We start from the raw sequence: 21706 nt of genomic DNA, 5'->3' as shown, positions 1-21706 counted from the left end.
CGCCACGGTGCCATTGAACACATTGCCCAACTCACCCAGCTCATCGCGACTTTGGGCTGTGAAGGAGACGGTCATGTCTCCCGCCGCGACCTTGTCCATTACCTCCCCCAGACGTTTGAGTGTGGTGCGGGTCGAATAATAGAAACCGCCGTAGAGGTAAACGATCAACAGGAACACTGCCGCCAGGGCCACCACCAGCAACACCATATGCGTGCGGTTCTGCTCCAGACGTTGCTGCAGCTCCACGCCCAGGAACTTCAACGTGGCTTCATTCAGTTGATAAGTCTGTGCCATCAGCCCGCTGACCTGATCGTAAAAGCCTTGCCAGGGAGCATCCAGCGTATCGACCATCACTACCTGCTCTTCGAACAGCTCGCTGCCCTGTTTGAGGGTGCTTCTGCTGACGTTGGCCATTGGCTCCAGGGCTGCATGGGCGGCTTTGCTCGAGCCCAGTGCATCCTGCAATTTCAAGCCATACTCGGCCTGAAGCTTTTCAATTTGCTGTAACAGTTCATCGAAGCGAGTGCTCGAGGACGAGTTGAGAAAGCCCTGGCCCAGGGAATAACTGCCAATGGCCCGGCCTTCACCGAGGATTTGCGTGACTTGCGGCGTGACACTGGTGATCAGCTCACTCAACTGGCGCATGTCGCTTTGGTTGTCGCGGCTCAAGCCCGATTGGCTGGCGATGATCTGGCTGAAAATCTGTGCGCTGCCAAGCAACTTGCCGATCAACGCGCTTTTGCTTTGCAACGAGGTCTCGGCTTGCTGCGCCTTGAACGCCGCAATCATTTCATCGCGTTTGCCATCGAAGACGCTGATCTGTTCGGGGTCGATGGTCACGGCCGCCAACCCCTGCATACGCTTCAGGACACTCTGTTCAAGCGCAGCGATCTTCGACTCGACATCCCCGGCCTTGCCGGACTGACCGAGGGTGACGTTGATCTGCACCAGGTTATTCAAGGTTTCCAGATCACGTCGCAGCGTCAGGCTGCTACCCAGCAGATCAAGGCTTTGCAATTCAACCTGGGTGCCCTGGAATTCGCGATAGGAGTCACGGACCAGATAGAAGTTGGTCACCAGCATCGGCAGGAAAAACAGGACACTGATCAGGCTGAACTTCATGCCGAAGCTCAAGCGGTTCATCAGCGCGACGGCGGGATAGAGCAAGCTCTTCACAAGAAGTCTCCCTTACCTATTATTGTTATGGGCAGTCGCACAAAGGCAGCCAAAAGCCACTATTTAGCGCAGGTGCTTGTATAACTTAAATCGGCAGAGAGTTTTGTAACTTAAGGTTAACCAGGTGAGAAACGGTCCCTTCGAGGGTGGTGAGGTCCCTTGCCCCCGTTCGGCTGCGTAGCAGTCGTAAACCCGGTGCACGCGGTCAACCGGAAAAAATGCGGTGACTGGTTTTAGGACCGCTTCGCGCTCCAGCGGGGGCAAGCCCCCTCGCCACAACAAGCCACCTTCGCCACAATGTTCACCACAGTGTCGTCAGAACAACACTGTCCACAATGCAAAACCGGCATACCAGAGCACAGCGGCCCGGAGCAGCAGTTCCCACAACCCGTCCAGACTGCTGATGCCGTCAGCACCGACTATTGGGGCCGGGATTTCGCCGGCCACCAGGCCGACTTTTTCCACCAGCTGCGTGGCGCTGATATTCCAGTTGAGCAACTCATGCAACATCACTCGGCCGACCGCAACAAAGTTGCCGACCAGCGCGAAACTTGCCGCCAGCAACCGCACCGGCAACCAATCGAAGGCATGGCGCATTTGCGCGGCGGTTTCGACCAGCTGCGGATTTTTCCCGTGCTCGGCGGCTAACGCCAGCAAGCGATAGCTCAACGCCGCGACCGGACCCAGAAGGAAGTACCAGAAAATCACCGCAAAAAAGCCCTGATAGGCCTCCCACAGCAAGTACCCTTGAACCCGCCCCAGCAACTGCTCGCCGCTGTCGGCGCAGATATCCAGGTCGCGCTTGGCGACATGAGCGGCGGCTTGCAGGTCTTCACGACGCCAGGCATCACGAAACGGCCCCAGCCCGCCCAACAGATCCCCGCGCCCAAGACTGTAAATCACCACCAGCAAATGGATTGGCAAAGCCAACAAGCCATAGAAAACTGGGTCCAGCACCACCAGTAGCAACCCCAGCACTGCGACCGGCAATAACACCAGCAGCGTCAACACCAGCCAGGGCCGATTCGCCAGTCGAGGACTGACCTCCAGCTTGGCCAATTCGCGCAGCCATCCGCCGTCGCGCTGGACCCGATGACGCAAGGCCGAGAATTTCTCGACCCAGACCGTCAGCAGCAACACCAGAAAACTCATTATTCTTCCCCTTTACCCAAGCCTGCGCGATAGCGTGTCCAGTCGAACGCCGGCCCCGGATCGGTCTTGCGCCCCGGGGCAATATCACTATGGCCGCAAATGCGCTGCAGCGTGATCGCCGTGAAGGCTTTCCGTAATTGCCGGGTCAAGGCAATCAGCGACTGATATTGAGCATCGGTGAACGGCAGTTCGTCCGTGCCTTCCAGTTCGATGCCCAAGGAAAAGTCATTACAGCCTTCCCGTTCATCGAAGCGTGAGACGCCCGCGTGCCAGGCACGCTCAAGACAGGAGACAAACTGAGTGATCGTGCCGTCACGTTCGATCAAGAAATGAGCGGACACCCTAAGGTCGGCTATCCCTGCAAAATAGGGATGCTCAGTGACATCCAGGCGATTCTGGAAAAACTCCTGCACTTTGCCTGTCGCGAACCGGGCCGGCGGCAGACTGATGTTATGGATCACCAGCAGAGAGATCTCATCCGTGGGGCGCCCATTGAAGTTTGGCGACGGGCAATGACGCACACCCTGAAACCAACCGCTAGCGGGGTCCAACTGCATACAGGTTCCTTCAACGACGACTTCGATAGCCCAGTATGCCGTGATCGGCACCCAGGTTGCGATCACTTGCCACGATTGAGTCGGCGCAGGTCGCCGAGTACCGACTCCAGTGCCCGGTCGAACAGCAAGGTATCATCGAGTTTTCGCACAGCACCTCGGCGGAACTCCAGAGCCAGCGCGATACGGGTTCGCTCAAGCACTTTCATGCCCGTCCGGTTGACAAAAACATAGTTGCCCGTTGACTGGATAATCGCCGCCAGCTTGCACCGCAGGGTGTTTTCATGGTCTTCCTGGAACTCGACCCAAGACCCCGGACGCAACTGGCCGACCTGAAGCAGGCCGGCGTCATCCTCGGCCAGGCGTACCGCAGCCACTTCGATCGGCCCCTCGTCGGCAGTCTTCAGGACAATCTCCTGGCGCACCTTGATCATCGCCGGAAAACTTTCGTCGTGTGCACTGGCCGGGCCCTGCTCAAGCGGCTCGAACACCTGCACATGCAACTTTTCCAACTGACTGAAAAACTCGCCGGTGGCAAAAGGATCGAACGCCGCGCTGCTCAAGCCATCACGGAGCGCCTTGAGCAGGCCTGGCACCAGATTGAGCAGCTGCAGACCCGCCTCTGCGTTCTCATGGCGCTGAACGCTCCAGATCAACTCATCCATGGTCCGCAAACCGGCCTGCCACTCGGCCGACTGTTCGCCGTGCTTGAGGCAGGCCAGCAACAACACCTTGCTCCAGGCCTCCTGCAAAAAATCAATGACCACTTGCGGCAAAACTTTGCCCAATAACCGCTGATTCAGGGCTTGCTCGACGCACTGACGAGCTTGTTGCGTCTTCGCCCGGCCTTCTTCGGCGTCACACGTGCGCTGCTCCAGTAGCTCGCTGCGACGGCGCTCATTGCCAGTGAAAGCGAGAAAGTCGACCAGCAGTTCAGAGAAGATCGCCGGATCATCGGCAAAATCATTCAACAGCCGCTGTACCACCTGTTCGATTCGCAGATACAGGCTGTCGCGCTGGTGATCATCGCACTCGCCCCAGCCCAGGGCGGCAGCGGCGATTTCATTGAGCAGGCGCCGGGCCGGATGACTGGCGCGGCTGAAAAAGCTCTTGTCCAGTACCGCGACTTTCAGCATCGGGATCTGCAAGCGACCGATGAGCGCCTTGAGCGAATCGGGCAGATTTCGATCATCGAGGATGAATTCGAAGAGCATTGCCATCAGGTTGATCACGTCTTCGTCAGCCACGCCGACAACCCGGGACTTGCCGCTTTTGACGCTGCCCCGGGTCAGCAGTTGTTCGAGCTGATTGCGTAGATCGAAATCATCCTGGGCACCGGGTCCAGGAACGTACTGTTGCAGATGCGAGAGCATCCGCAGCAGATCCCGGGTCGAAATAGGCTGCGCCTGCGCACAGGCTTCCAAGGTCGGAGCTACGCTGCCCCTGACGTGAAAAAGCAGCTCCTGCAACGCCGCGAAGACATCCTGCACGCTCTTGTCGATCTGTGCACCGCTGGACCTGGGCGTGCCGGGTTCGGTCTGCCCGGCGCCAGGACCAACGGCTGTTCGGTCCGAAGCCCGGCAGGCCGGGGCGGGTTTGAGCTGGGGCAATACACCGGTGGTGATCAACAGTTGATTGGCTTCGGTATAGAGGTGATCAGCCTCACTGAGCACATACTTGTCGAACAGTTTGAGGATAATCAGCTTGACCTTGATCTCCATCCCCAGATTGCGCCCGGCCTGCAAGAAATACTCACAGAGCATGGCCGGGCCCATCGGGTTGTGCAGATTCTCGAGAGGCTTGCCAAGCAAAGCGCTCAAGCGTGCAGTCAATTGGCCAAGGGTAAAACCGTCGCGACTGAGCACCTTGGTAACCATGGCGTCCAGCGCCACGGTTCTTTCAAGTTCATCATCGGGATTGTGCACTAATGGGTCGTAGGTCAGGGCCTGGGGCAACGGCGCTTGCGTCTGGTCATATTGAGTGAGGCCGGCAAAGGCCTCGAAGAATTGCTCGAGAAAACCACGCTCCATGCTTTTGCGCTTGAGCCGCAAGTCGCGCATGGCTTTGAAGAAGGTGTTCTGATCAACAGTGTTCCGGGTTGTGTCAGCCATTTCGAACAAGGTGTCGTCGGCGTTATCGAACAACGCCTGCAAACCATGCCTGAGCTGCTGTGCGGCCTTGTCGCGAACCTGAAGCAGAATGACAGGCAGGAGAGCGAGCGGCGAAGGGCTCGCCTGATCAGTACCAGCCCTGCGCAAAGGCACTACATTCCCGTCATTGTGCATCCAAGCCTCCTGTAACGGTGATTCGATACGTCAAAGCCATGACGTCAATAACAAGGCGGATTATCTTGCAAAAGATACCGCCTGTACCAGCAGACCCTGCATTTCATTTTGAAACAGGCTTTGAGCTCAGACACTCGTCGGGGCCAAACGGCTCGGATGATGCGACCAAATGCAGACTTCAGAGCGAAGTGAAAGTGTTTGGCGCCTTGGGTTAGCTCGCGGCATGGCCCTATAATCGAGCCACTTTGTTTGTGGAGCCCGTTATGCCGAATCTACGTCTCGCCGACCTGACCGCCGAAATCGAAGCCAACGTGCGCCGTGCGTTGCTTGAAGACATCGGTAGCGGCGACATCACTGCGCAACTGATCCCGGCCGAACGCCTGGCCAAAGCCACCATCATCACCCGCGATGCAGCCGTCATCAGCGGCACCGCCTGGGTCGATTCGGTGTTTCGGCAGCTGGACCCGCGGGTTGCGGTGCATTGGCAAGTAGCTGACGGTGAGCGAGTAAGCCCCAATCAGGTGCTGTTTCATCTCGAGGGCCCCGCTCGTTCGCTGCTCAGCGGTGAACGCTGCGCGCTGAACTTCCTGCAGTTGCTGTCCGGGGTTGCCACCCGGGCGCAGTATTACGCCGACTTCGTCGCCGAAACCCAGGTCAAACTGCTGGATACGCGCAAAACGCTGCCTGGGCTGCGTCTGGCACAGAAGTACGCCGTCACCTGCGGTGGCTGCCACAACCATCGCATCGGCCTGTACGACGCCTTCCTGATCAAGGAAAACCATATCGCCGCCTGCGGGGGCGTTGCGCAGGCGATCAGTGCCGCCCACAAGATCGCCCCGGGCAAGCCGGTGGAAGTCGAAGTGGAGAGTCTTGAGGAATTGAAGGAGGCGCTCGCTGCCGGTGCCGACATCATCATGCTCGACGAACTGAGCCTCGACGACATGCGTGAAGCGGTGCGTCTCAACGCTGGCAAGTCCAAGCTGGAGGCAAGCGGCGGGATCAACGAAAGCACCTTGCGGCCGATTGCCGAAACCGGCGTGGATTACATCTCTATCGGGGCAATGACCAAGGACGTGAAGGCAGTGGACCTGTCGATGCGCCTCAGTATCTGAGGAGCAGTTGCAAGCCTCAAGCTTCAAGCTTCAAGCTGTTCCGCGCCTGGCTTGTCGCTTGAAGCTTGAAACTTGTAGCTGCTACACCACCAGATTGTTCATCTCGCAGTACTCTTCCCACTCGACGCCCAATACCTCTGCCGCTTCCTTGTGCAGAACCAGGCGCGCGGCCTCGAACTCTTCGGGGCTCGAGGTGTACTTGAGCGTCAGTTCCCACGGCTGCAAGCCCTGAGCTTCTGCCTCGTCCTCGAACGCCCACTGGATCTGGTCTTTCTGATCGTCGGGACTCAAGTCCTTGATCTCTTCCAGCAACTGGGGCGCATCAAGCACGTACTTTTTGAGGGCTTCTTCGTGTCTGGCTTCTTGGGTCAATTCTTTAACGGTCATGTCGTTCTCGCTGATCTGGGGAATGGAAGATGGATCTGGATCATCAAGGATCTCTCTGACGCAAAAAAACCGTTTAAAGCCCGGTTTATCTGGCCTTCAGAACCATTCGGGATCATCTGAAAACAAAGTGTCGCTGGTGCCCGAGACAGGAATCGAACCTGCGACCTTCGCGTTACGAGTGCGCTGCTCTACCGACTGAGCTACACGGGCGCTGGGCTAAACCTAGCACTGACTATGGGGTCAAGCAACCGGAGCAAGCGTCTCAATTTCCTTCGGGCAATAATAAGAGTCTGGACCACCGCCAAGATCGCAGCCTGCGGCAGCTCCTACAATAACCGGGCGATGCGTATTCCCCCGTAGGAGCTGCCGCAGGCTGCGATCTTTTGACTTTCCTGCACACAGCAAAACGCCCCGAACCAGTCGGGGCGTTTGCTTGATCAACAGCTGAGCGTGGGGGTAATTAAACGCCCGAAGCCTTGGCTGCTGCTACGTCCTTGATGGACAGCTTGATACGGCCGCGGTTGTCCACGTCCAGTACCAGCACTTCCACTTCCTGACCTTCTTTCAAGATGTCGGTCACTTTCTCTACGCGAGCGTCGCTCAGCATCGAGATGTGAACCAGACCGTCTTTGCCTGGCAGGATGTTGACGAATGCGCCGAAGTCGACGATGCGCTCAACCTTACCCACGTAGATCTTGCCGATTTCGGCTTCAGCGGTGATGCCCAGAACGCGCTGACGAGCTGCTTCAGCCGCTTCCTTGGTTTCGCCGAAGATCTTGATCGAACCGTCGTCTTCGATGTCGATCGAAGCCTTGGTCTCTTCACAGATCGCACGAATGGTCGCGCCGCCTTTACCGATGACATCACGGATTTTGTCGGTGTCGATTTTCATCGCGATCATGGTCGGAGCATTTTCCGACAACTCGGTGCGGGACTGAGCAAGGATCTGGTTCATCTGGCCGAGGATGTTCAGGCGCGCTTCCAGGGCTTGGCCCAGAGCGATTTCCATGATTTCTTCGGTGATGCCTTTGATCTTGATGTCCATCTGCAGCGCGGTAACACCTTTGGCGGTACCGGCTACTTTGAAGTCCATGTCGCCGAGGTGGTCTTCGTCACCCAGGATGTCGGTCAGGATGGCGAACTTCTCGCCTTCCTTAACCAGACCCATGGCAATACCGGCAACCGGAGCCTTCATTGGCACACCGGCGTCCATCAGAGCCAGGGAAGCACCGCAGACCGAAGCCATGGAGCTGGAACCGTTGGACTCGGTGATTTCCGACACAACACGGATGGTGTATGGGAACACGTCGGCAGCAGGCAGCATGGCCTGAACCGAACGACGGGCCAGACGGCCGTGACCGATTTCGCGACGACCGGCACCACCCATGCGACCACACTCGCCTACCGAGAACGGAGGGAAGTTGTAGTGCAGCATGAACGGGTCTTTTTTCTCGCCTTCCAGGGTGTCCAGCAGCTGTGCGTCACGGGCAGTACCCAGAGTCGCGACTACCAGAGCCTGGGTTTCACCACGGGTGAACAGAGCCGAACCGTGGGTCTTCGGCAGAACGCCGACTTCGATATTCAGCGGACGAACGGTCTTGGTGTCACGGCCGTCGATACGTGGCTTGCCGTTAACGATGTTTTCGCGAACGGTGCGGTATTCGATTTCGCCGAAAGCGGCTTTGACTTCAGCGGAAGTCGGCTGGCCTTCTTCGCCCGACAGCTTGGCAACGATCTGCTCGCGCAGCTCGCCCAGGCGTGCATAACGCTCGTGCTTGACGGTGATGGTGTAAGCCTGGGAGATCGCTTCGCCGAACTCGGAGCGGATAGTGCCCAGCAGTGCGGTGGCTTCGGGCTGTGGAGCCCAGGTCCAGGTCGGTTTGGCAGCTTCGGCGGCCAGTTCTTTGACAGCCTGGATAACCACCTGGAACTCGTCGTGGGCAAACAGTACAGCGCCCAGCATCTGGTCTTCGGTCAGCTCTTTGGCTTCCGATTCAACCATCAATACCGCTTCCGAAGTACCGGCTACAACCATGTCCAGGCTCGAAGCCTTGAGTTGCTCGTAAGTCGGGTTCAGCAGGTAGCCGGTGCTTTCGTGGAACGCAACGCGGGCAGCGCCGATCGGGCCATCGAAAGGAATGCCGGAGATTGCCAGCGCAGCGGAAGTACCGATCATTGCAGCAACATCTGGATCAGTCTTTTTGCTGGTGGACAGAACGGTGCAGACAACCTGCACTTCGTTCATGAAGCCTTCCGGGAACAGCGGACGGATCGGACGGTCGATCAGTCGCGAAGTCAGAGTTTCTTTCTCGGAAGGACGGCCTTCGCGCTTGAAGAAACCGCCAGGGATCTTACCGGCAGCGTAAGTCTTTTCCTGGTAGTGAACAGACAGAGGGAAGAAGCCCTTGCCTGGATCTGCTTGTTTGGCACCGACTACAGTCACCAACACGCTGACGTCGTCGTCAACGGTGACCAATACTGCGCCGGAGGCTTGACGGGCGATACGGCCGGTCTCGAGGGTAACGGTCGACTGACCGAACTGGAATTTTTTGATTACCGGGTTCACGGTGTCCTACCTTCTTTGTGGCTCTTGGGGAACTTGTCTTCTTGCGAAATTCTTGGGCAATGCCGGGAATCGGCCCAACGCCTGTCCAGGGTAAAACGACTATCCAGATAAAACTTGAGGCTGGGAGCCTGCCATGCGCCGACGGGAAACCCGCTGACGCACAGCAAACAACCAACCTCTAGCGCAATCGCTTATTAGCGACGCAGACCCAGGCGAGCGATCAGAGCGCTGTAACGGCTCACGTCCTTGCCTTTCAGGTAGTCCAGCAGCTTACGACGCTGGTTTACCATGCGGATCAGACCACGACGCGAGTGGTGATCTTTACCGTTGGCCTTGAAGTGACCTTGCAGTTTGTTGATGTTGTGGGTCAGCAGTGCAACTTGCACTTCTGGCGAACCAGTGTCACCAACAGCTTGCTGGTAGTCAGCTACGATTTGAGCTTTTTCTTGAACGTCGAGAGCCATGAGGCAATCCTTTTATCAGGAAACTGTTTCAGAAAAACAGCTTCAACAGGCCAGGGACAAATCCCTGTATCTAAAAATGAGTAGTGACCGTGCCTGTTAACAGCCACCCTCGTTCGGTCATTCTGACCGAATCAGTCGACGCGGCGCGATGCGCCCGTCTTCGCTCACTTCACCGATACCGATGAAACGACCGTTATGATCCTGTACCCGTACCATGCCGAACTTCGGTGCATCCGGGGCTCGTACCGGCTGGCCGTTAAGCCAGTAGAACGAGCTGTGCTCCGAGAACTGCAACAGCGGCCAATCCAGCAGGCCGCTGTCCGATGGCATCAGGAAGCGATCGACCGCTTCATTGCCGCCTTCGGCATGTACTGCTTCCAACTCTTCCAGCGTGACCGTCTGGGCCAGCGTGAAAGGCCCGGCCTGGGTACGTCGCAGTTCAGCAACGTAAGCGCCACAGCCGAGTTGCTCACCGATATCCTCCACCAGAGTGCGGATATAGGTGCCTTTGCTGCAATCCACTGCCAGCCGGGCAGTATCACCCTCGAACGCTAGCAATTCCAAGCGCGCAATAGTAACAGAACGCGGTTCGCGCTCCACCACTTCACCTGCACGGGCCAGCTTGTACAGCGGCTGGCCATCACGCTTGAGGGCCGAGTACATCGGCGGTATCTGACTGATTTGACCGCGAAAATTCGGCAAAACAGCTTCGATATCGGCGCGACCGACGGTCACCTCCCGCGTTTGCAAAACCTCACCTTCGGCGTCCGCCGTGGTGGTGGTTTTACCCAATTGCGCCAAGGTTTCATAGGCCTTGTCCGAATCGAGCAGGTATTGCGAGAACTTGGTAGCTTCACCAAAGCACAACGGCAACACGCCAGTGGCAAGCGGATCAAGGCTGCCGGTATGCCCGGCCTTCTCGGCATTGAGCAGCCAGCGGACCTTCTGCAATGCCGCGTTGGAGGTGAATCCCAACGGTTTGTCGAGCAGGATGATGCCACTGACGTTACGACGGATACGTTTGACCTGAGCCACCGATTACTCCTTGGCGTCTTCTGGTTCAGCCGCGACCGGGTGCTGGTTGTCCTCAGCCACGGCGCGTTCGATCAACGCCGACAGATGGGCACCACGCACGACGCTTTCGTCGTAGTGGAAGTGCAGCTGTGGAACGCTGCGCAGCTTCATCTCGCGAGCCAGCTGCATACGCAGGAAGCCGGCGGCCGAGTTGAGCACCTTGATGCTCTGGGCGATATCTTCGGCGTTGTCCTGGCCCATCACGGTAATGAAGATCTTGGCGTGACCGACGTCACGGCTGACTTCAACAGCGGTAATGGTGACCAGACCGACGCGCGGGTCTTTGACTTCACGACGGATCAGTTGTGCCAGCTCGCGCTGCATCTGATCGCCGATACGTTGGGTACGGCTATATTCTTTTGCCATGTATCGTTACCTGTCACTGACCCACGGTGAAACCCGTGTGGTCTGAAAGCGGCAAACGCCCGGCCAGGCAGAAGCCGGACCGGGCGTTGCGTTTAGAGTCCCGAGTGAGCGCAGCGCATTTGCACGCTATGACCCACCATGGCTCTTGGAGCTCGCGACTTAGAGGCTGCGAGCAACCTGGACCTTCTCGAAGACTTCGATCTTGTCACCCGGCTTGACGTCGTTGTAGCTCTTGACGCCGATACCGCATTCCATGCCGGCACGCACTTCGGACATATCGTCCTTGAAGCGGCGCAGGGACTCGAGTTCGCCTTCGAAAATAACGATGTCTTCGCGCAGTACACGGATCGGACGGTTGCGGTGAACCACACCTTCCAGAACCATACAGCCGGCGATCGCACCAAACTTCGGCGAACGGAACACGTCGCGGACTTCAGCAATACCCAGGATGTTCTCCCGGACGTCGCTGCCAAGCATGCCGGTAAGGGCTTTCTTGACGTCTTCGATGATGTCGTAGATCACGTTGTAGTAACGCATATCCAGACCTTCCTGCTCGACGATCTTGCGAGCGCCAGCATCGGCACGCACGTTGAAGCCGAACAGTACCGCATTGGAGGCCAGTGCCAGGTTGGCGTCGCTCTCGGTGATACCACCGACACCGCCACCGACTACGCGCACTTGCACTTCGTCGTTACCCAGGCCGCCGAGGGCGCCCTGCAGAGCTTCCAGCGAGCCACGGACGTCGGATTTGAGGACGATATTAAGCGTCTTCTTCTCTTCCTGACCCATGTTCTCGAAGATGTTTTCCAGCTTGCCAGCGTGAGCACGAGCCAGTTTGACTTCGCGGAACTTGCCTTGACGGAACAGGGCAACTTCGCGCGCCTTCTTCTCGTCAGTCATTACGCTCAGTTCGTCGCCAGCTTCCGGCGTACCGTCCAGGCCGAGAATCTCGACCGGGATCGATGGACCGGCTTCCTTGATCGGCTTGCCGTTTTCGTCAAGCATCGCCCGGATACGGCCGAAGTTCGAACCGACCAGGACCATGTCGCCTTGACGCAGCGTACCGTCGGAAACCAGAACGGTTGCCACCGGGCCACGACCTTTGTCGAGACGCGATTCAACCACAACGCCACGACCAGGAGCGGACGGGGTTGCTTTCAGTTCGAGAACCTCGGCTTGCAGCAGGACTGCTTCCAGCAGGTCGTCAACGCCAGTACCCATTTTCGCGGAGACTGACACGAACGGAGTATCACCACCCCATTCTTCGGACGTAACACCGTGGACAGACAGTTCGCTACGAATGCGATCGAGATCGGCACCCGGCTTGTCGATTTTGTTCACTGCAACGACCAGCGGAACACCGGCGGCCTTGGCATGCTGAACAGCTTCGATGGTCTGCGGCATTACGCCGTCGTCCGCCGCAACTACCAGGATCACGATGTCGGTCGCCTTGGCACCACGAGCACGCATTGCGGTAAACGCGGCGTGACCCGGGGTGTCGAGGAAGGTGACCATGCCGCGTTCGGTTTCAACGTGGTAAGCACCGATGTGCTGGGTGATACCACCGGCTTCGCCAGCAGCTACCTTGGCACGACGGATGTAGTCGAGCAGCGAGGTTTTACCATGGTCGACGTGGCCCATTACGGTCACGACCGGTGCACGGGAGAACGCTTCACCTTCGAACTTCAACGATTCTGCCAGGGAATCTTCCAGGGCGGTGTCGCTGACCAGGGTCACTTTGTGGCCCAGTTCTTCAGCTACCAGCTGAGCAGTTTCCTGATCGAGCACCTGGTTGATGGTCGCCGGAGTGCCCATCTTGAACATGAACTTGATGACTTCAGCAGCCTTGACCGACATCTGCGCGGCCAAGTCGCCCACAGTGATGGTCTCGCCGATCTGCACGTCACGAACCACTGGGCCGGTCGGGCTCTGGAAACCGTGGGCGTTACGTTTCTTCAGCTTGGCCTTGCCGCGACCACCACGACGGAAGCTATCGCTTTCTTCGTCGGTAGTACGAGGGGCAACGCGTGGAGCCGGAGCCTTCTCTTTAACGGTGGCACGATGCGGAGCATTGCTCTTGCGCTCGCCATCGCCGCGACGACTGCTGTCGTCACTGCGTGGTTTGTCCGGGCGACGTTGCTCATCACGCTTGCGAGTGTCGGCAGCCGGTGCAGCAGCCACTACAGGAGCGGCCTCATGCACAGGTGCGGCGACAGCAACAGGCGCTACAACAGCGTCATTTGCGGACGATTGCGCAGTAGCAGGCTGGCGACGCGCTTCTTCTTCGGCGCGACGCTTGGCTTCTTCTTCAGCCTTCTGACGAGCAGCATTTTCTACTGCGCGACGTTCATCCAGTTCGCGTTTGCGCTCGGCTTCGATTTCTTCCGGGCTGCGCTGTACGAAGACTTTCTTCTTGCGCACTTCAACGCTGATACTTTTGCTACCGGCAACACGCAGGGTGCTGGTGGTTTTGCGCTGCAGAGTGATCTTGCGCGGTTCTTCCACTTTCGCCTTGTGACTGCTCTTCAAATGAGTCAGCAGAGCCTGCTTCTCATTATCGGACACGCCTTGCTCGGCGGCGGTGTGCGGCAGACCTGCCTCACGCATCTGCTGCAACAGGCGCTCTACCGGTGTTTTGACCTCATCGGCCAGTTGTTTCACCGTGACTTGCGTCATGCATTTCTCTCCTCAGGCCGCGCCTAATTACTCGAACCAATGGGCTCGGGCGGCCATGATCAACTTGCCGGCACGATCATCGTCAATGCCGTCGATGTCGAGCAGGTCGTCAATAGACTGCTCGGCCAGGTCTTCGCGGGTAATTACGCCGCGCACCGCCAGTTCCATCGCCAAATCCTTGTCCATACCCTCAAGCGAGAGCAGGTCTTCGGCCGGATGGGCGTCTGCCAGCTTTTCCTCAGTAGCGATGGCTTTGGTCAACAAACGATCCTTGGCCCGAGCGCGAAGCTCGTTGACGGTGTCTTCGTCAAAGCCATCGATGTTGAGCATTTCTTCCAGCGGTACGTAGGCAATCTCTTCCAGGCTGGTAAAGCCTTCATCAACCAGTACCTGCGCCAGATCTTCGTCGACTTCCAGCTCGTCGATGAAGTTGCGCAGGATGTCGCCGGTTTCTGCTTGCTGCTTAGCCTGGATGTCCGATTCGGTCATCACGTTCAGGGTCCAGCCAGTCAACTGGCTAGCCAGACGCACGTTCTGACCACCGCGACCGATGGCCTGAGCCAGATTGTCTGCGCCAACGGCGATGTCCATTGCATGGGCATCCTCGTCAACGATAATTGCCGCAACTTCCGCCGGGGACATGGCGTTGATCACGAACTGCGCAGGGTTATCGTCCCACAGGACGATGTCCACACGCTCACCGCCCAACTCACCCGACACTGCCTGGACGCGCGAACCGCGCATACCGATGCAAGCGCCTTGCGGGTCGATGCGTTTGTCTTTGGAGCGGACCGCGATCTTGGCGCGCGAACCCGGATCACGGGCTGCTGCCATTACTTCGATCAGGCCTTCGGCGATTTCCGGCACTTCGATGCGGAACAACTCGATCAGCATTTCCGGCGCGGTACGCGACAGGATCAGCTGCGGGCCGCGGTTCTCGGTGCGGATTTCCTTGAGCAGCGCACGAAGACGCACGCCCACCCGGAAAGTCTCGCGGGAGATGATGTCTTCACGAGCCAGCAACGCTTCAGCGTTGTTGCCCAGATCGACGATCACGTTGTCCCGAGTCACTTTTTTCACGGTGCCGGAGATGATTTCTCCCAGGCGCTCGCGATAGGCATCAACGACTTGAGCACGCTCGGCTTCGCGGACTTTCTGCACGATGACTTGCTTGGCAGTCTGTGCAGCGATGCGGCCAAACTCGATCGAGTCGATTTTTACTTCAACGATGTCGCCAGCTTTAGCGCCAGGCTGGGCTTCCTGAGCCTGCTCGACCCACATCTCGACAGCCGGATCGTCCAGATCTGCTTCTTCGACTACCGCCCAGCGACGGAAAGTTTCATAGGCACCGGTGTGGCGGTTAATTTCCACACGCAGGTCAACTTCGTCTTCGAAACGTTTTTTGGTAGCAGTGGCCAGAGCCAGCTCCAGCGCTTCAAAAATAACGTTCGCCGGTACGCCCTTTTCATTGGATACCGACTCAACAACCAGCAGTACTTCTTTGCTCATCGTACGCCTCGCCTTTCGCAAGCCATTGGATCCGCGGGATCCGCGTCTCAGTCAAAACTGGGAATAATGTTGGCCTTGTCGATCATATCGATCGGCAACAGGAACTCATGATCTTCAACCAGCACCACAACATCCTGTTCTTCTACGCCGCGCAGAAGGCCTTGAAAATTGCGTCGACCTTCGAAAGGCGAGCGCAGCTTGATCTTCACTTGTCCACCGGCAAATTGTGCAAACTGCTCAAGAGTGAACAGTGGGCGTTCCATGCCTGGCGAGGAAACTTCAAGGGTGTACTCAACGGCGATCGGATCTTCAACATCCAGAACACCGCTGATCTGACGGCTGACGATGGCGCAGTCATCCACCAGAACACCGCCTTCTTTATCGATATAAACGCGTAGCAGTGAGTGGCGACCTTGAGCTGAAAACTCAATACCCCAGCATTCATAGCCAAGGGCCACGACCACCGGGGCCAGCAAGGCCTGCAACTGTTCTAGCTTGCTCGACACCTGAACCCCCTCGTGCATGTTTGTGCATGCTGTATAAATAAAAAAAAATGGGCGAAGCGCCCATCCCTGAAACGCCGTCGAATAACGCCGTTATAAAGTGTCCAGCTAACAAAAAGCCCCTGAAAAGGGGCTCCGCTAAAACTGGTTGCGGGGGCCGGATTTGAACCGACGACCTTCGGGTTATGAGCCCGACGAGCTACCAGACTGCTCCACCCCGCGACAAAGCTGGGGCGGAAGTATACGACCGATCCCTTGCAGGGTCAATCGAACCTCCACCTACAAGAAAGCCCGCAACAGCGGGCTCTCCTGATAATTGGTACCGAGAAGGGGACTCGAACCCCTACACCCTATGGGCACAACCACCTCAAGGTTGCGTGTCTACCAATTCCACCACCTCGGCAATACTGCAATACTACCTGAAACCCTTCTTACTTTTGCTCTTGAGCTGGAGGTACGTCAGTCGCATTAGGTGCCGACTTTTGCTCTTGAAGCACCGGGACATCATCAGAAGCCGGTTTTTGTACTGGAACTTCCAACACTGCTGGATTTGGCAAACCTACTTGAGTCAGCTCATGAGCTTTCTCTTTAGCAAAGTAACCTAACCCTAAGCTGGTTATGAAGAAACCTGCGGCAAGTATACCAGTAAACTTACTAAGAAAGGTAGAGGAACCTTGGCTTCCGAACACAGTATTTGAAGCACCTGCTCCGAAAGACGCGCCAGCGTCCGCACCTTTACCCTGCTGCAGCAAAACCAGAGCAATTACGCCCAATGCACCCAGCAGATGAAAAACGACTACGACTGTTTCCAGCATTTTTTCAGTTTCCCGCGGCGCGACAGATCGCACCGAACTCATCTGCATTCAGGGAAGCTCCACCAATGAGCCCCCCATCGATATCCGGCATGCCGAACAGTTCGACCGCATTGGCCGCCTTCACGCTGCCGCCGTATAGAAGCCGCACACCTTGTGCGACTTCAGAATTTGCTGCCGCCAACTGCGCACGGATGGCTGCGTGCACATCCTGCGCCTGTTGCGGTGAAGCAGTCAGTCCGGTACCAATGGCCCAGACCGGCTCGTAAGCGATGACTGCCTTCGCAAGCGCATCGATACCCAACTCTTCAATGATACTACTCAGCTGACGCCCGACAACTTCCAGCGTCTTTCCGGCTTCGCGCTGTTCGAGGGTTTCCCCTATACACAACACCGGAACCAGACCACATGCCTGGGCTGCCGCAAACTTGCGATTGAGCACATCGCCCTGCTCACCCAAGATCAGGCGACGTTCGGAATGCCCAATCAGCACCAGGGAACAGCCTGCATCCACCAACTGACTTGGCGCAATCTCGCCAGTCAAAGCACCTTGCTTGGCTTCTATCGCAGAATTCTGCGCGCCGACCGAAATCGACTTGCCTTTCAAGCCATCAATCACTTGATTGATGAACAAGCAAGGCGGGAATACCGCAACATCAACACCGCTTGGCAAGGCCAGATGACTAAGGCCATTGATCAGCTCAGCGACGCTGGCGCGGGTACCGTGCATCTTCCAGTTACCAGCTACCATAGGGCGACGCATGCTGTACCTCGTCGGTCAAAGTGGGCGCAGATGTTACCCAACCGCATCAACACTGGCAAGCCGAAATCAGGCAGAAACTTCAGCAACCAGTTTTGCCAACTCATCGGCATAACCGCGAACCTGGGTTTCGTCATCACCTTCTACCATCACACGAACCAATGGCTCGGTGCCGGATTTGCGCAACAGCACCCGTCCACGCCCAGCCATCTGCGTGGTAACACGGTCACAAGCTTCTTTTACCTGCGCGTGTTCGACCGGATTCACGCCGCCCGAAAAACGCACATTGACCAACACCTGAGGACACTTGCGCAACGCCTGACGGGACTGCGCAAGGCTCTCGTCACGGCTCTTCAAGGCCATCAACACCTGCAGGGCCGCAATGATCGCGTCACCGGTGGTGGTGTGCTGGAAGCAGACGATATGGCCGGAGTTCTCACCACCGACCTGCCAGTTGCGCTCCAGCAGCTCGGCAATCACATAGCGGTCACCGACATTGGCACGGACGAATGGAATACCCAGGTCAGCCAGAGCCAGTTCCAACCCCAGATTGCTCATCAGAGTCCCGACTACACCGCCCTGCAACTTGTTACGCTCATGCAGATCGCGGGCAATGATGAACAACAATTCATCGCCATCGACTATCGCGCCCGTGTGATCGACCATCAACACCCGATCGCCATCACCATCGAAGGCGATACCCAGATCGGCATGCTCGGCGATTACGGCCGCCTGCAGTTGACTCATATGAGTCGAACCACAGTTGTCATTGATGTTCAAACCATTGGGTTGAGCGGACAGCACGGTAACTTGGGCACCCAACTCGCGAAAAACGCTTGGCGCCACCTTGTAGGTCGCACCGTGGGCACAGTCGAGAACAATCTTCAGACCGGAAAAGCTGGTACCGGTCGGCACACTGCTTTTACAGAATTCGATATACCGACCCGACGCATCGTTGATCCGCGAAACCTTGCCGATCTTGCTCGACTCGACCACCGTCATCGGCGCATCGAGCAACTCTTCGATCATCAATTCGATGTCGTCCGGCAGCTTGGTACCCTGCCCGGAAAAGAATTTGATGCCATTGTCATCATGCGGGTTGTGCGAAGCACTGATCACGATACCGGCCTCGCCCTGGAAGGTACGGGTCAGGTAGGCGATAGCCGGTGTCGGCATCGGCCCCAGCAGCATTACATCAGCTCCGGCAGCGGACAAGCCGGCCTCCAGGGCAGACTCGAACATGTAGCCGGAGATCCGCGTGTCCTTGCCCACCAACACCTTACAGGCGCCCTTGCTACTGCGAAAAGCCATGCCCGCAGCCCAACCGAGCTTGAGCATGAAATCCGGAGTAATAGGAAACTCGCCGACCCGACCACGAATGCCGTCAGTGCCAAAATATTTTTTAGTCATAAGTGCTCCTTCATTCTTATTCGGCTGATTCTACCGCTGCGATCATCCGTACCACATCTACTGTTTCGGCCACGTCGTGCACGCGCAGGATCCGCGCGCCCTTGACCATGGCCAGCGCCGCGAGAGCCAGACCGCCATGCAGTCGCTCTCCGACAGGACGATTCAACGCCATGCCTATCATGCTCTTGCGCGAAACCCCGACCAAAAGAGGTCGGCCCAGAGCATGCAGAGCTTCCATATGCTTGAACAGACTCAAATTGTGCTGCAGGTTTTTCGCAAAACCGAAGCCTGGATCGAGAATGATCCGCTCGGCCGGGATTCCCACCGACTCACACTGAGCCATGCGCTCGGCCAGGAACGTGCCCACCTCGCGGGTCACGTCCTGGTACTGCGGATCGTCCTGCATATCCCCCGGCTCGCCGAGCATATGCATCAAACACACCGCAAGGCCCGTGGCCGCCGCCGCATCAAGCGCTCCATCACGGCGCAATGCGCGCACATCATTGATCAAACCCGCACCCAGTCGCGCAGTTTCACGCATGACCGCGGGCGTCGAGGTATCGACCGAGATGATCACATCCAGTTCACGATGGATCCGCTCGACAATGGGCGCTACGCGCTCGAGCTCTTCGGTTGGGGAAACCACCCGCGCGCCAGGCCGGGTCGATTCACCACCGACATCGATCAGCGTAGCACCCGCTGCAACCATTGCTTCGGCATGGCGCAAGGCCGCATCGAGCTGGCTGAAACGGCCACCATCGGAGAAGGAATCAGGAGTGACATTAAGAATACCCATCACATGCGTGTGGGCCAAATCAAGAACCCGGTTGCCGCAAGGCAACCGGGTCGAGGACTGCACAAAAGTCATTTCAAACCTTAGACGTCAGCAGCTGGACCGCCGATTGGGGTTTCCGGACGTTCGCCCTGCACCACCGGAGGTGTTCCGGAGTTACCGGTACCGCCCGACCAGTCGCGAGGCTCGCGTGGAGTCCGACCTGCCATGATGTCGTCGATCTGCTCGGCATCAATGGTCTCGTACTTCATCAAGGCATCCGCCATGGCGTCGAGCTTGTCGCGGTTATCGGTAAGGATCTGCTTGGCCGTGCCATAGCACTGGTCAATGATGCCGCGCACCTCGGAATCGATCAGTTTCGCGGTCTCGCCCGAGAAACTGGCGTGCTGGCTGCCGCCGCGACCCAGGAACATTTCCCCTTCCTCTTCGGCGTACATCAGCGGACCGAGCTTTTCCGACAGGCCCCATTTAGTCACCATGTTCCGCGCAATCTGGCTGGCGCGCATGATGTCGTTGGAGGCACCCGTGGTGACACCGTCGAAGCCCAGGGTCATCTCTTCAGCGATACGGCCGCCGTACAGCGAGCAGATCTGGCTGATCAACGCACGCTTGGACAGGCTGTAGCGATCTTCTTCCGGCAGGAACATGGTGACACCCAGCGCGCGACCGCGAGGGATGATCGAGACCTTGTAGACCGGGTCATGCTCAGGCACAACGCGTCCGACGATAGCGTGACCCGCTTCGTGGTAGGCGGTGTTCTGCTTCTCTTTCTCGGACATGACCATGGATTTGCGCTCTGCGCCCATCATGATCTTGTCCTTGGCCAGTTCGAACTCTTTCATCTCGACCACGCGTTTGCCCGTACGAGCAGCAAACAGCGAGGCTTCGTTCACCAGGTTGGCCAGGTCGGCACCGGAGAAGCCCGGAGTACCACGTGCGATGACCGCCGGAGCGACGTCATCGCCCATTGGCACTTTACGCATGTGCACTTTCAGAATCTGTTCGCGGCCACGAATGTCCGGCAGACCTACAACAACCTGACGGTCGAAACGGCCTGGACGCAGCAATGCCGGATCGAGCACGTCAGGACGGTTGGTTGCGGCGATGACGATGATGCCGTCATTCATCTCGAAACCATCCATCTCTACCAGCAACTGGTTGAGAGTCTGCTCGCGCTCATCGTGACCACCGCCCATGCCGGCGCCACGGTGACGACCGACGGCATCGATTTCATCGATGAAAATGATGCAGGGTGCGTGTTTCTTGGCCTGCTCGAACATATCGCGAACACGGCTCGCACCGACACCGACGAACATCTCGACGAAATCGGAACCGGAAATGGTGAAGAACGGCACTTTGGCTTCGCCGGCGATAGCCTTGGCCAGCAAGGTTTTACCGGTACCTGGAGGGCCGACCATCAGCACGCCGCGTGGAATGCGACCGCCCAGGCGCTGGAACTTGCCCGGATCGCGCAGAAACTCGACCAGTTCGCCCACTTCTTCCTTGGCTTCATCACAGCCGGCAACGTCGCCCAGGGTGGTTTTCACCTGGTCTTCGGACAGCAGGCGCGCCTTGCTCTTGCCAAAGCTCATCGGCCCGCCCTTGCCGCCCGCACCGCCCTGCATCTGGCGCATGAAGAACATGAACACAGCGATGATCACCAGGATCGGGAAGCTTGCGACCAGGAGCTGGGTCCAGATGCTTTGCTGCTCAGGCAGCTTGCCTTCGACCGCCACATTGTTTTCCACCAGGTCGCCGATCAGGCCATTGTCCTGAATCGCCGGACGAATGGTCTTGAAGCTTTCGCCATCGGCGCGCTTGCCGGTAATCACATAGCCGTCTACGGCTACGCGCTCGACCTTGCCATCCTTCACTTGCTGGATGAAGTCGGAATAGTTGAGGGTCTGTGGCTCGTTAGGGCTGGAGAAGTTGTTCATCACCGTCACCAGGACCGCCGCGATGATCAACCACAGGATCAGATTCTTTGCCATATCGTTCAATTAACTACCCTCTGAAGCAAGCTCCGCTGTTGGCGCGCGCTTCGCATGATATTCACCGGCCTAACTTACTACATTACCTACAGCTCTGGCAGGCGCTGTCTGTAACC

The 21706-nt window shown here is 57.6% G+C and carries 17 protein-coding genes and 3 tRNA genes; 1 reads left to right on the top strand and 19 read right to left on the bottom strand.

Going from position 1 to position 21706, the window contains the following annotated elements; all coding sequences use genetic code 11:
- Positions 1-1491: 1491 nt before the first annotated feature.
- From ampE to ACA064_RS04425, 3 genes are all read right to left on the bottom strand, one after another.
- A complete protein-coding gene (gene ampE, locus ACA064_RS04435) occupies positions 1492-2328 on the bottom strand; it encodes a regulatory signaling modulator protein AmpE (RefSeq protein ID WP_497672285.1) in 837 nt (278 codons plus the stop codon).
- Positions 2328-2885 (bottom strand): 1,6-anhydro-N-acetylmuramyl-L-alanine amidase AmpD, encoded by a 558-nt coding sequence (ampD, locus tag ACA064_RS04430; RefSeq protein WP_497672284.1) that lies wholly within the window; start codon positions 2883-2885, stop codon positions 2328-2330. Before ampD ends, ampE begins: the two co-directional genes overlap by 1 nt.
- Before the next feature lie 62 nt (positions 2886-2947).
- Positions 2948-5167, bottom strand: a complete 2220-nt coding sequence (locus ACA064_RS04425; protein ID WP_497672283.1) for a DUF1631 domain-containing protein — start codon at positions 5165-5167, stop codon at positions 2948-2950.
- A 263-nt stretch (positions 5168-5430) separates the two neighbouring features.
- Here ACA064_RS04425 and nadC point away from each other — a divergent pair, with 263 nt between their 5' ends.
- Positions 5431-6279 (top strand): carboxylating nicotinate-nucleotide diphosphorylase, encoded by an 849-nt coding sequence (gene nadC, locus ACA064_RS04420; protein ID WP_497672282.1) that lies wholly within the window; start codon positions 5431-5433, stop codon positions 6277-6279.
- Between the two features lie 81 nt (positions 6280-6360).
- On the opposite strand, the gene ACA064_RS04415 is transcribed toward nadC, so the two are convergent.
- From ACA064_RS04415 to ftsH, 16 genes are all read right to left on the bottom strand, one after another.
- A complete protein-coding gene (locus ACA064_RS04415) occupies positions 6361-6666 on the bottom strand; it encodes a DUF6388 family protein (protein WP_497672281.1) in 306 nt (101 codons plus the stop codon).
- Positions 6667-6800: 134 nt separating this feature from the next.
- Positions 6801-6876: transfer RNA gene (locus ACA064_RS04410), tRNA-Thr, on the bottom strand.
- 250 nt (positions 6877-7126) lie between these two features.
- Positions 7127-9232: a polyribonucleotide nucleotidyltransferase gene (pnp, locus tag ACA064_RS04405; protein WP_497672280.1), complete on the bottom strand. Its 2106-nt coding sequence runs from the start codon at positions 9230-9232 to the stop codon at positions 7127-7129.
- 194 nt (positions 9233-9426) lie between these two features.
- Entirely contained in the window at positions 9427-9696 is a 270-nt protein-coding gene (rpsO, locus tag ACA064_RS04400) for a 30S ribosomal protein S15 (protein ID WP_003197723.1), read from the bottom strand.
- A 117-nt stretch (positions 9697-9813) separates the two neighbouring features.
- Entirely contained in the window at positions 9814-10731 is a 918-nt protein-coding gene (truB, locus tag ACA064_RS04395; protein ID WP_150641024.1) for a tRNA pseudouridine(55) synthase TruB, read from the bottom strand.
- Positions 10732-10734: 3 nt separating this feature from the next.
- Entirely contained in the window at positions 10735-11136 is a 402-nt protein-coding gene (gene rbfA, locus ACA064_RS04390; RefSeq protein ID WP_007942872.1) for a 30S ribosome-binding factor RbfA, read from the bottom strand.
- Between the two features lie 159 nt (positions 11137-11295).
- Complete coding sequence (infB, locus tag ACA064_RS04385) at positions 11296-13812, bottom strand: translation initiation factor IF-2 (RefSeq protein ID WP_497672279.1); 2517 nt, start codon at positions 13810-13812, stop codon at positions 11296-11298.
- Positions 13813-13839: 27 nt separating this feature from the next.
- Positions 13840-15321 carry a transcription termination factor NusA gene (gene nusA, locus ACA064_RS04380; protein ID WP_497672278.1) on the bottom strand — a complete coding sequence of 494 codons (1482 nt, stop codon included), beginning with the start codon at positions 15319-15321 and terminating at the stop codon, positions 13840-13842.
- 47 nt (positions 15322-15368) lie between these two features.
- Positions 15369-15827, bottom strand: coding sequence for a ribosome maturation factor RimP (rimP, locus tag ACA064_RS04375; protein WP_497672277.1), 459 nt, complete (start codon positions 15825-15827; stop codon positions 15369-15371).
- Positions 15828-15969: 142 nt separating this feature from the next.
- A tRNA-Met gene (locus ACA064_RS04370) sits at positions 15970-16046 on the bottom strand.
- A gap of 95 nt (positions 16047-16141) precedes the next feature.
- A tRNA-Leu gene (locus tag ACA064_RS04365) sits at positions 16142-16227 on the bottom strand.
- Between the two features lie 28 nt (positions 16228-16255).
- Positions 16256-16639: a preprotein translocase subunit SecG gene (gene secG, locus ACA064_RS04360; protein WP_150641020.1), complete on the bottom strand. Its 384-nt coding sequence runs from the start codon at positions 16637-16639 to the stop codon at positions 16256-16258.
- Positions 16640-16643: 4 nt separating this feature from the next.
- Positions 16644-17399 carry a triose-phosphate isomerase gene (tpiA, locus tag ACA064_RS04355; protein ID WP_497672276.1) on the bottom strand — a complete coding sequence of 252 codons (756 nt, stop codon included), beginning with the start codon at positions 17397-17399 and terminating at the stop codon, positions 16644-16646.
- A 66-nt stretch (positions 17400-17465) separates the two neighbouring features.
- Positions 17466-18806 (bottom strand): phosphoglucosamine mutase, encoded by a 1341-nt coding sequence (gene glmM / locus ACA064_RS04350; RefSeq protein ID WP_497672275.1) that lies wholly within the window; start codon positions 18804-18806, stop codon positions 17466-17468.
- Between the two features lie 16 nt (positions 18807-18822).
- On the bottom strand, positions 18823-19674 hold the full coding sequence (gene folP, locus ACA064_RS04345) for a dihydropteroate synthase (protein WP_497672274.1): 852 nt from the start codon (positions 19672-19674) through the stop codon (positions 18823-18825).
- An 8-nt stretch (positions 19675-19682) separates the two neighbouring features.
- Positions 19683-21590: an ATP-dependent zinc metalloprotease FtsH gene (ftsH, locus tag ACA064_RS04340; RefSeq protein ID WP_497672273.1), complete on the bottom strand. Its 1908-nt coding sequence runs from the start codon at positions 21588-21590 to the stop codon at positions 19683-19685.
- Positions 21591-21706: the final 116 nt, after the last annotated feature.

The sequence above is a fragment of the Pseudomonas sp. LBUM1658 genome (assembly GCF_059716055.1).
The sequence above is the reverse complement of the archived record's forward strand: the minus strand, read 5'-3'. Positions and strand labels throughout refer to the sequence as shown.

What these genes read in the sequence shown, in the direction of transcription:
- nadC (WP_497672282.1), top strand. Translation starts at nt 5,431, where the DNA reads ATGCCGAATCTACGTCTCGCCGACCTGACCGCCGAAATCGAAGCCAAC.
- rbfA (WP_007942872.1), bottom strand. Translation starts at nt 11,136, where the DNA reads ATGGCAAAAGAATATAGCCGTACCCAACGTATCGGCGATCAGATGCAG.
- ACA064_RS04425 (WP_497672283.1), bottom strand. Translation starts at nt 5,167, where the DNA reads ATGCACAATGACGGGAATGTAGTGCCTTTGCGCAGGGCTGGTACTGAT.
- infB (WP_497672279.1), bottom strand. Translation starts at nt 13,812, where the DNA reads ATGACGCAAGTCACGGTGAAACAACTGGCCGATGAGGTCAAAACACCG.
- folP (WP_497672274.1), bottom strand. Translation starts at nt 19,674, where the DNA reads ATGACTTTTGTGCAGTCCTCGACCCGGTTGCCTTGCGGCAACCGGGTT.
- ampD (WP_497672284.1), bottom strand. Translation starts at nt 2,885, where the DNA reads ATGCAGTTGGACCCCGCTAGCGGTTGGTTTCAGGGTGTGCGTCATTGC.
- ACA064_RS04415 (WP_497672281.1), bottom strand. Translation starts at nt 6,666, where the DNA reads ATGACCGTTAAAGAATTGACCCAAGAAGCCAGACACGAAGAAGCCCTC.
- glmM (WP_497672275.1), bottom strand. Translation starts at nt 18,806, where the DNA reads ATGACTAAAAAATATTTTGGCACTGACGGCATTCGTGGTCGGGTCGGC.
- nusA (WP_497672278.1), bottom strand. Translation starts at nt 15,321, where the DNA reads ATGAGCAAAGAAGTACTGCTGGTTGTTGAGTCGGTATCCAATGAAAAG.
- secG (WP_150641020.1), bottom strand. Translation starts at nt 16,639, where the DNA reads ATGCTGGAAACAGTCGTAGTCGTTTTTCATCTGCTGGGTGCATTGGGC.
- ampE (WP_497672285.1), bottom strand. Translation starts at nt 2,328, where the DNA reads ATGAGTTTTCTGGTGTTGCTGCTGACGGTCTGGGTCGAGAAATTCTCG.
- ftsH (WP_497672273.1), bottom strand. Translation starts at nt 21,590, where the DNA reads ATGGCAAAGAATCTGATCCTGTGGTTGATCATCGCGGCGGTCCTGGTG.
- rpsO (WP_003197723.1), bottom strand. Translation starts at nt 9,696, where the DNA reads ATGGCTCTCGACGTTCAAGAAAAAGCTCAAATCGTAGCTGACTACCAG.
- tpiA (WP_497672276.1), bottom strand. Translation starts at nt 17,399, where the DNA reads ATGCGTCGCCCTATGGTAGCTGGTAACTGGAAGATGCACGGTACCCGC.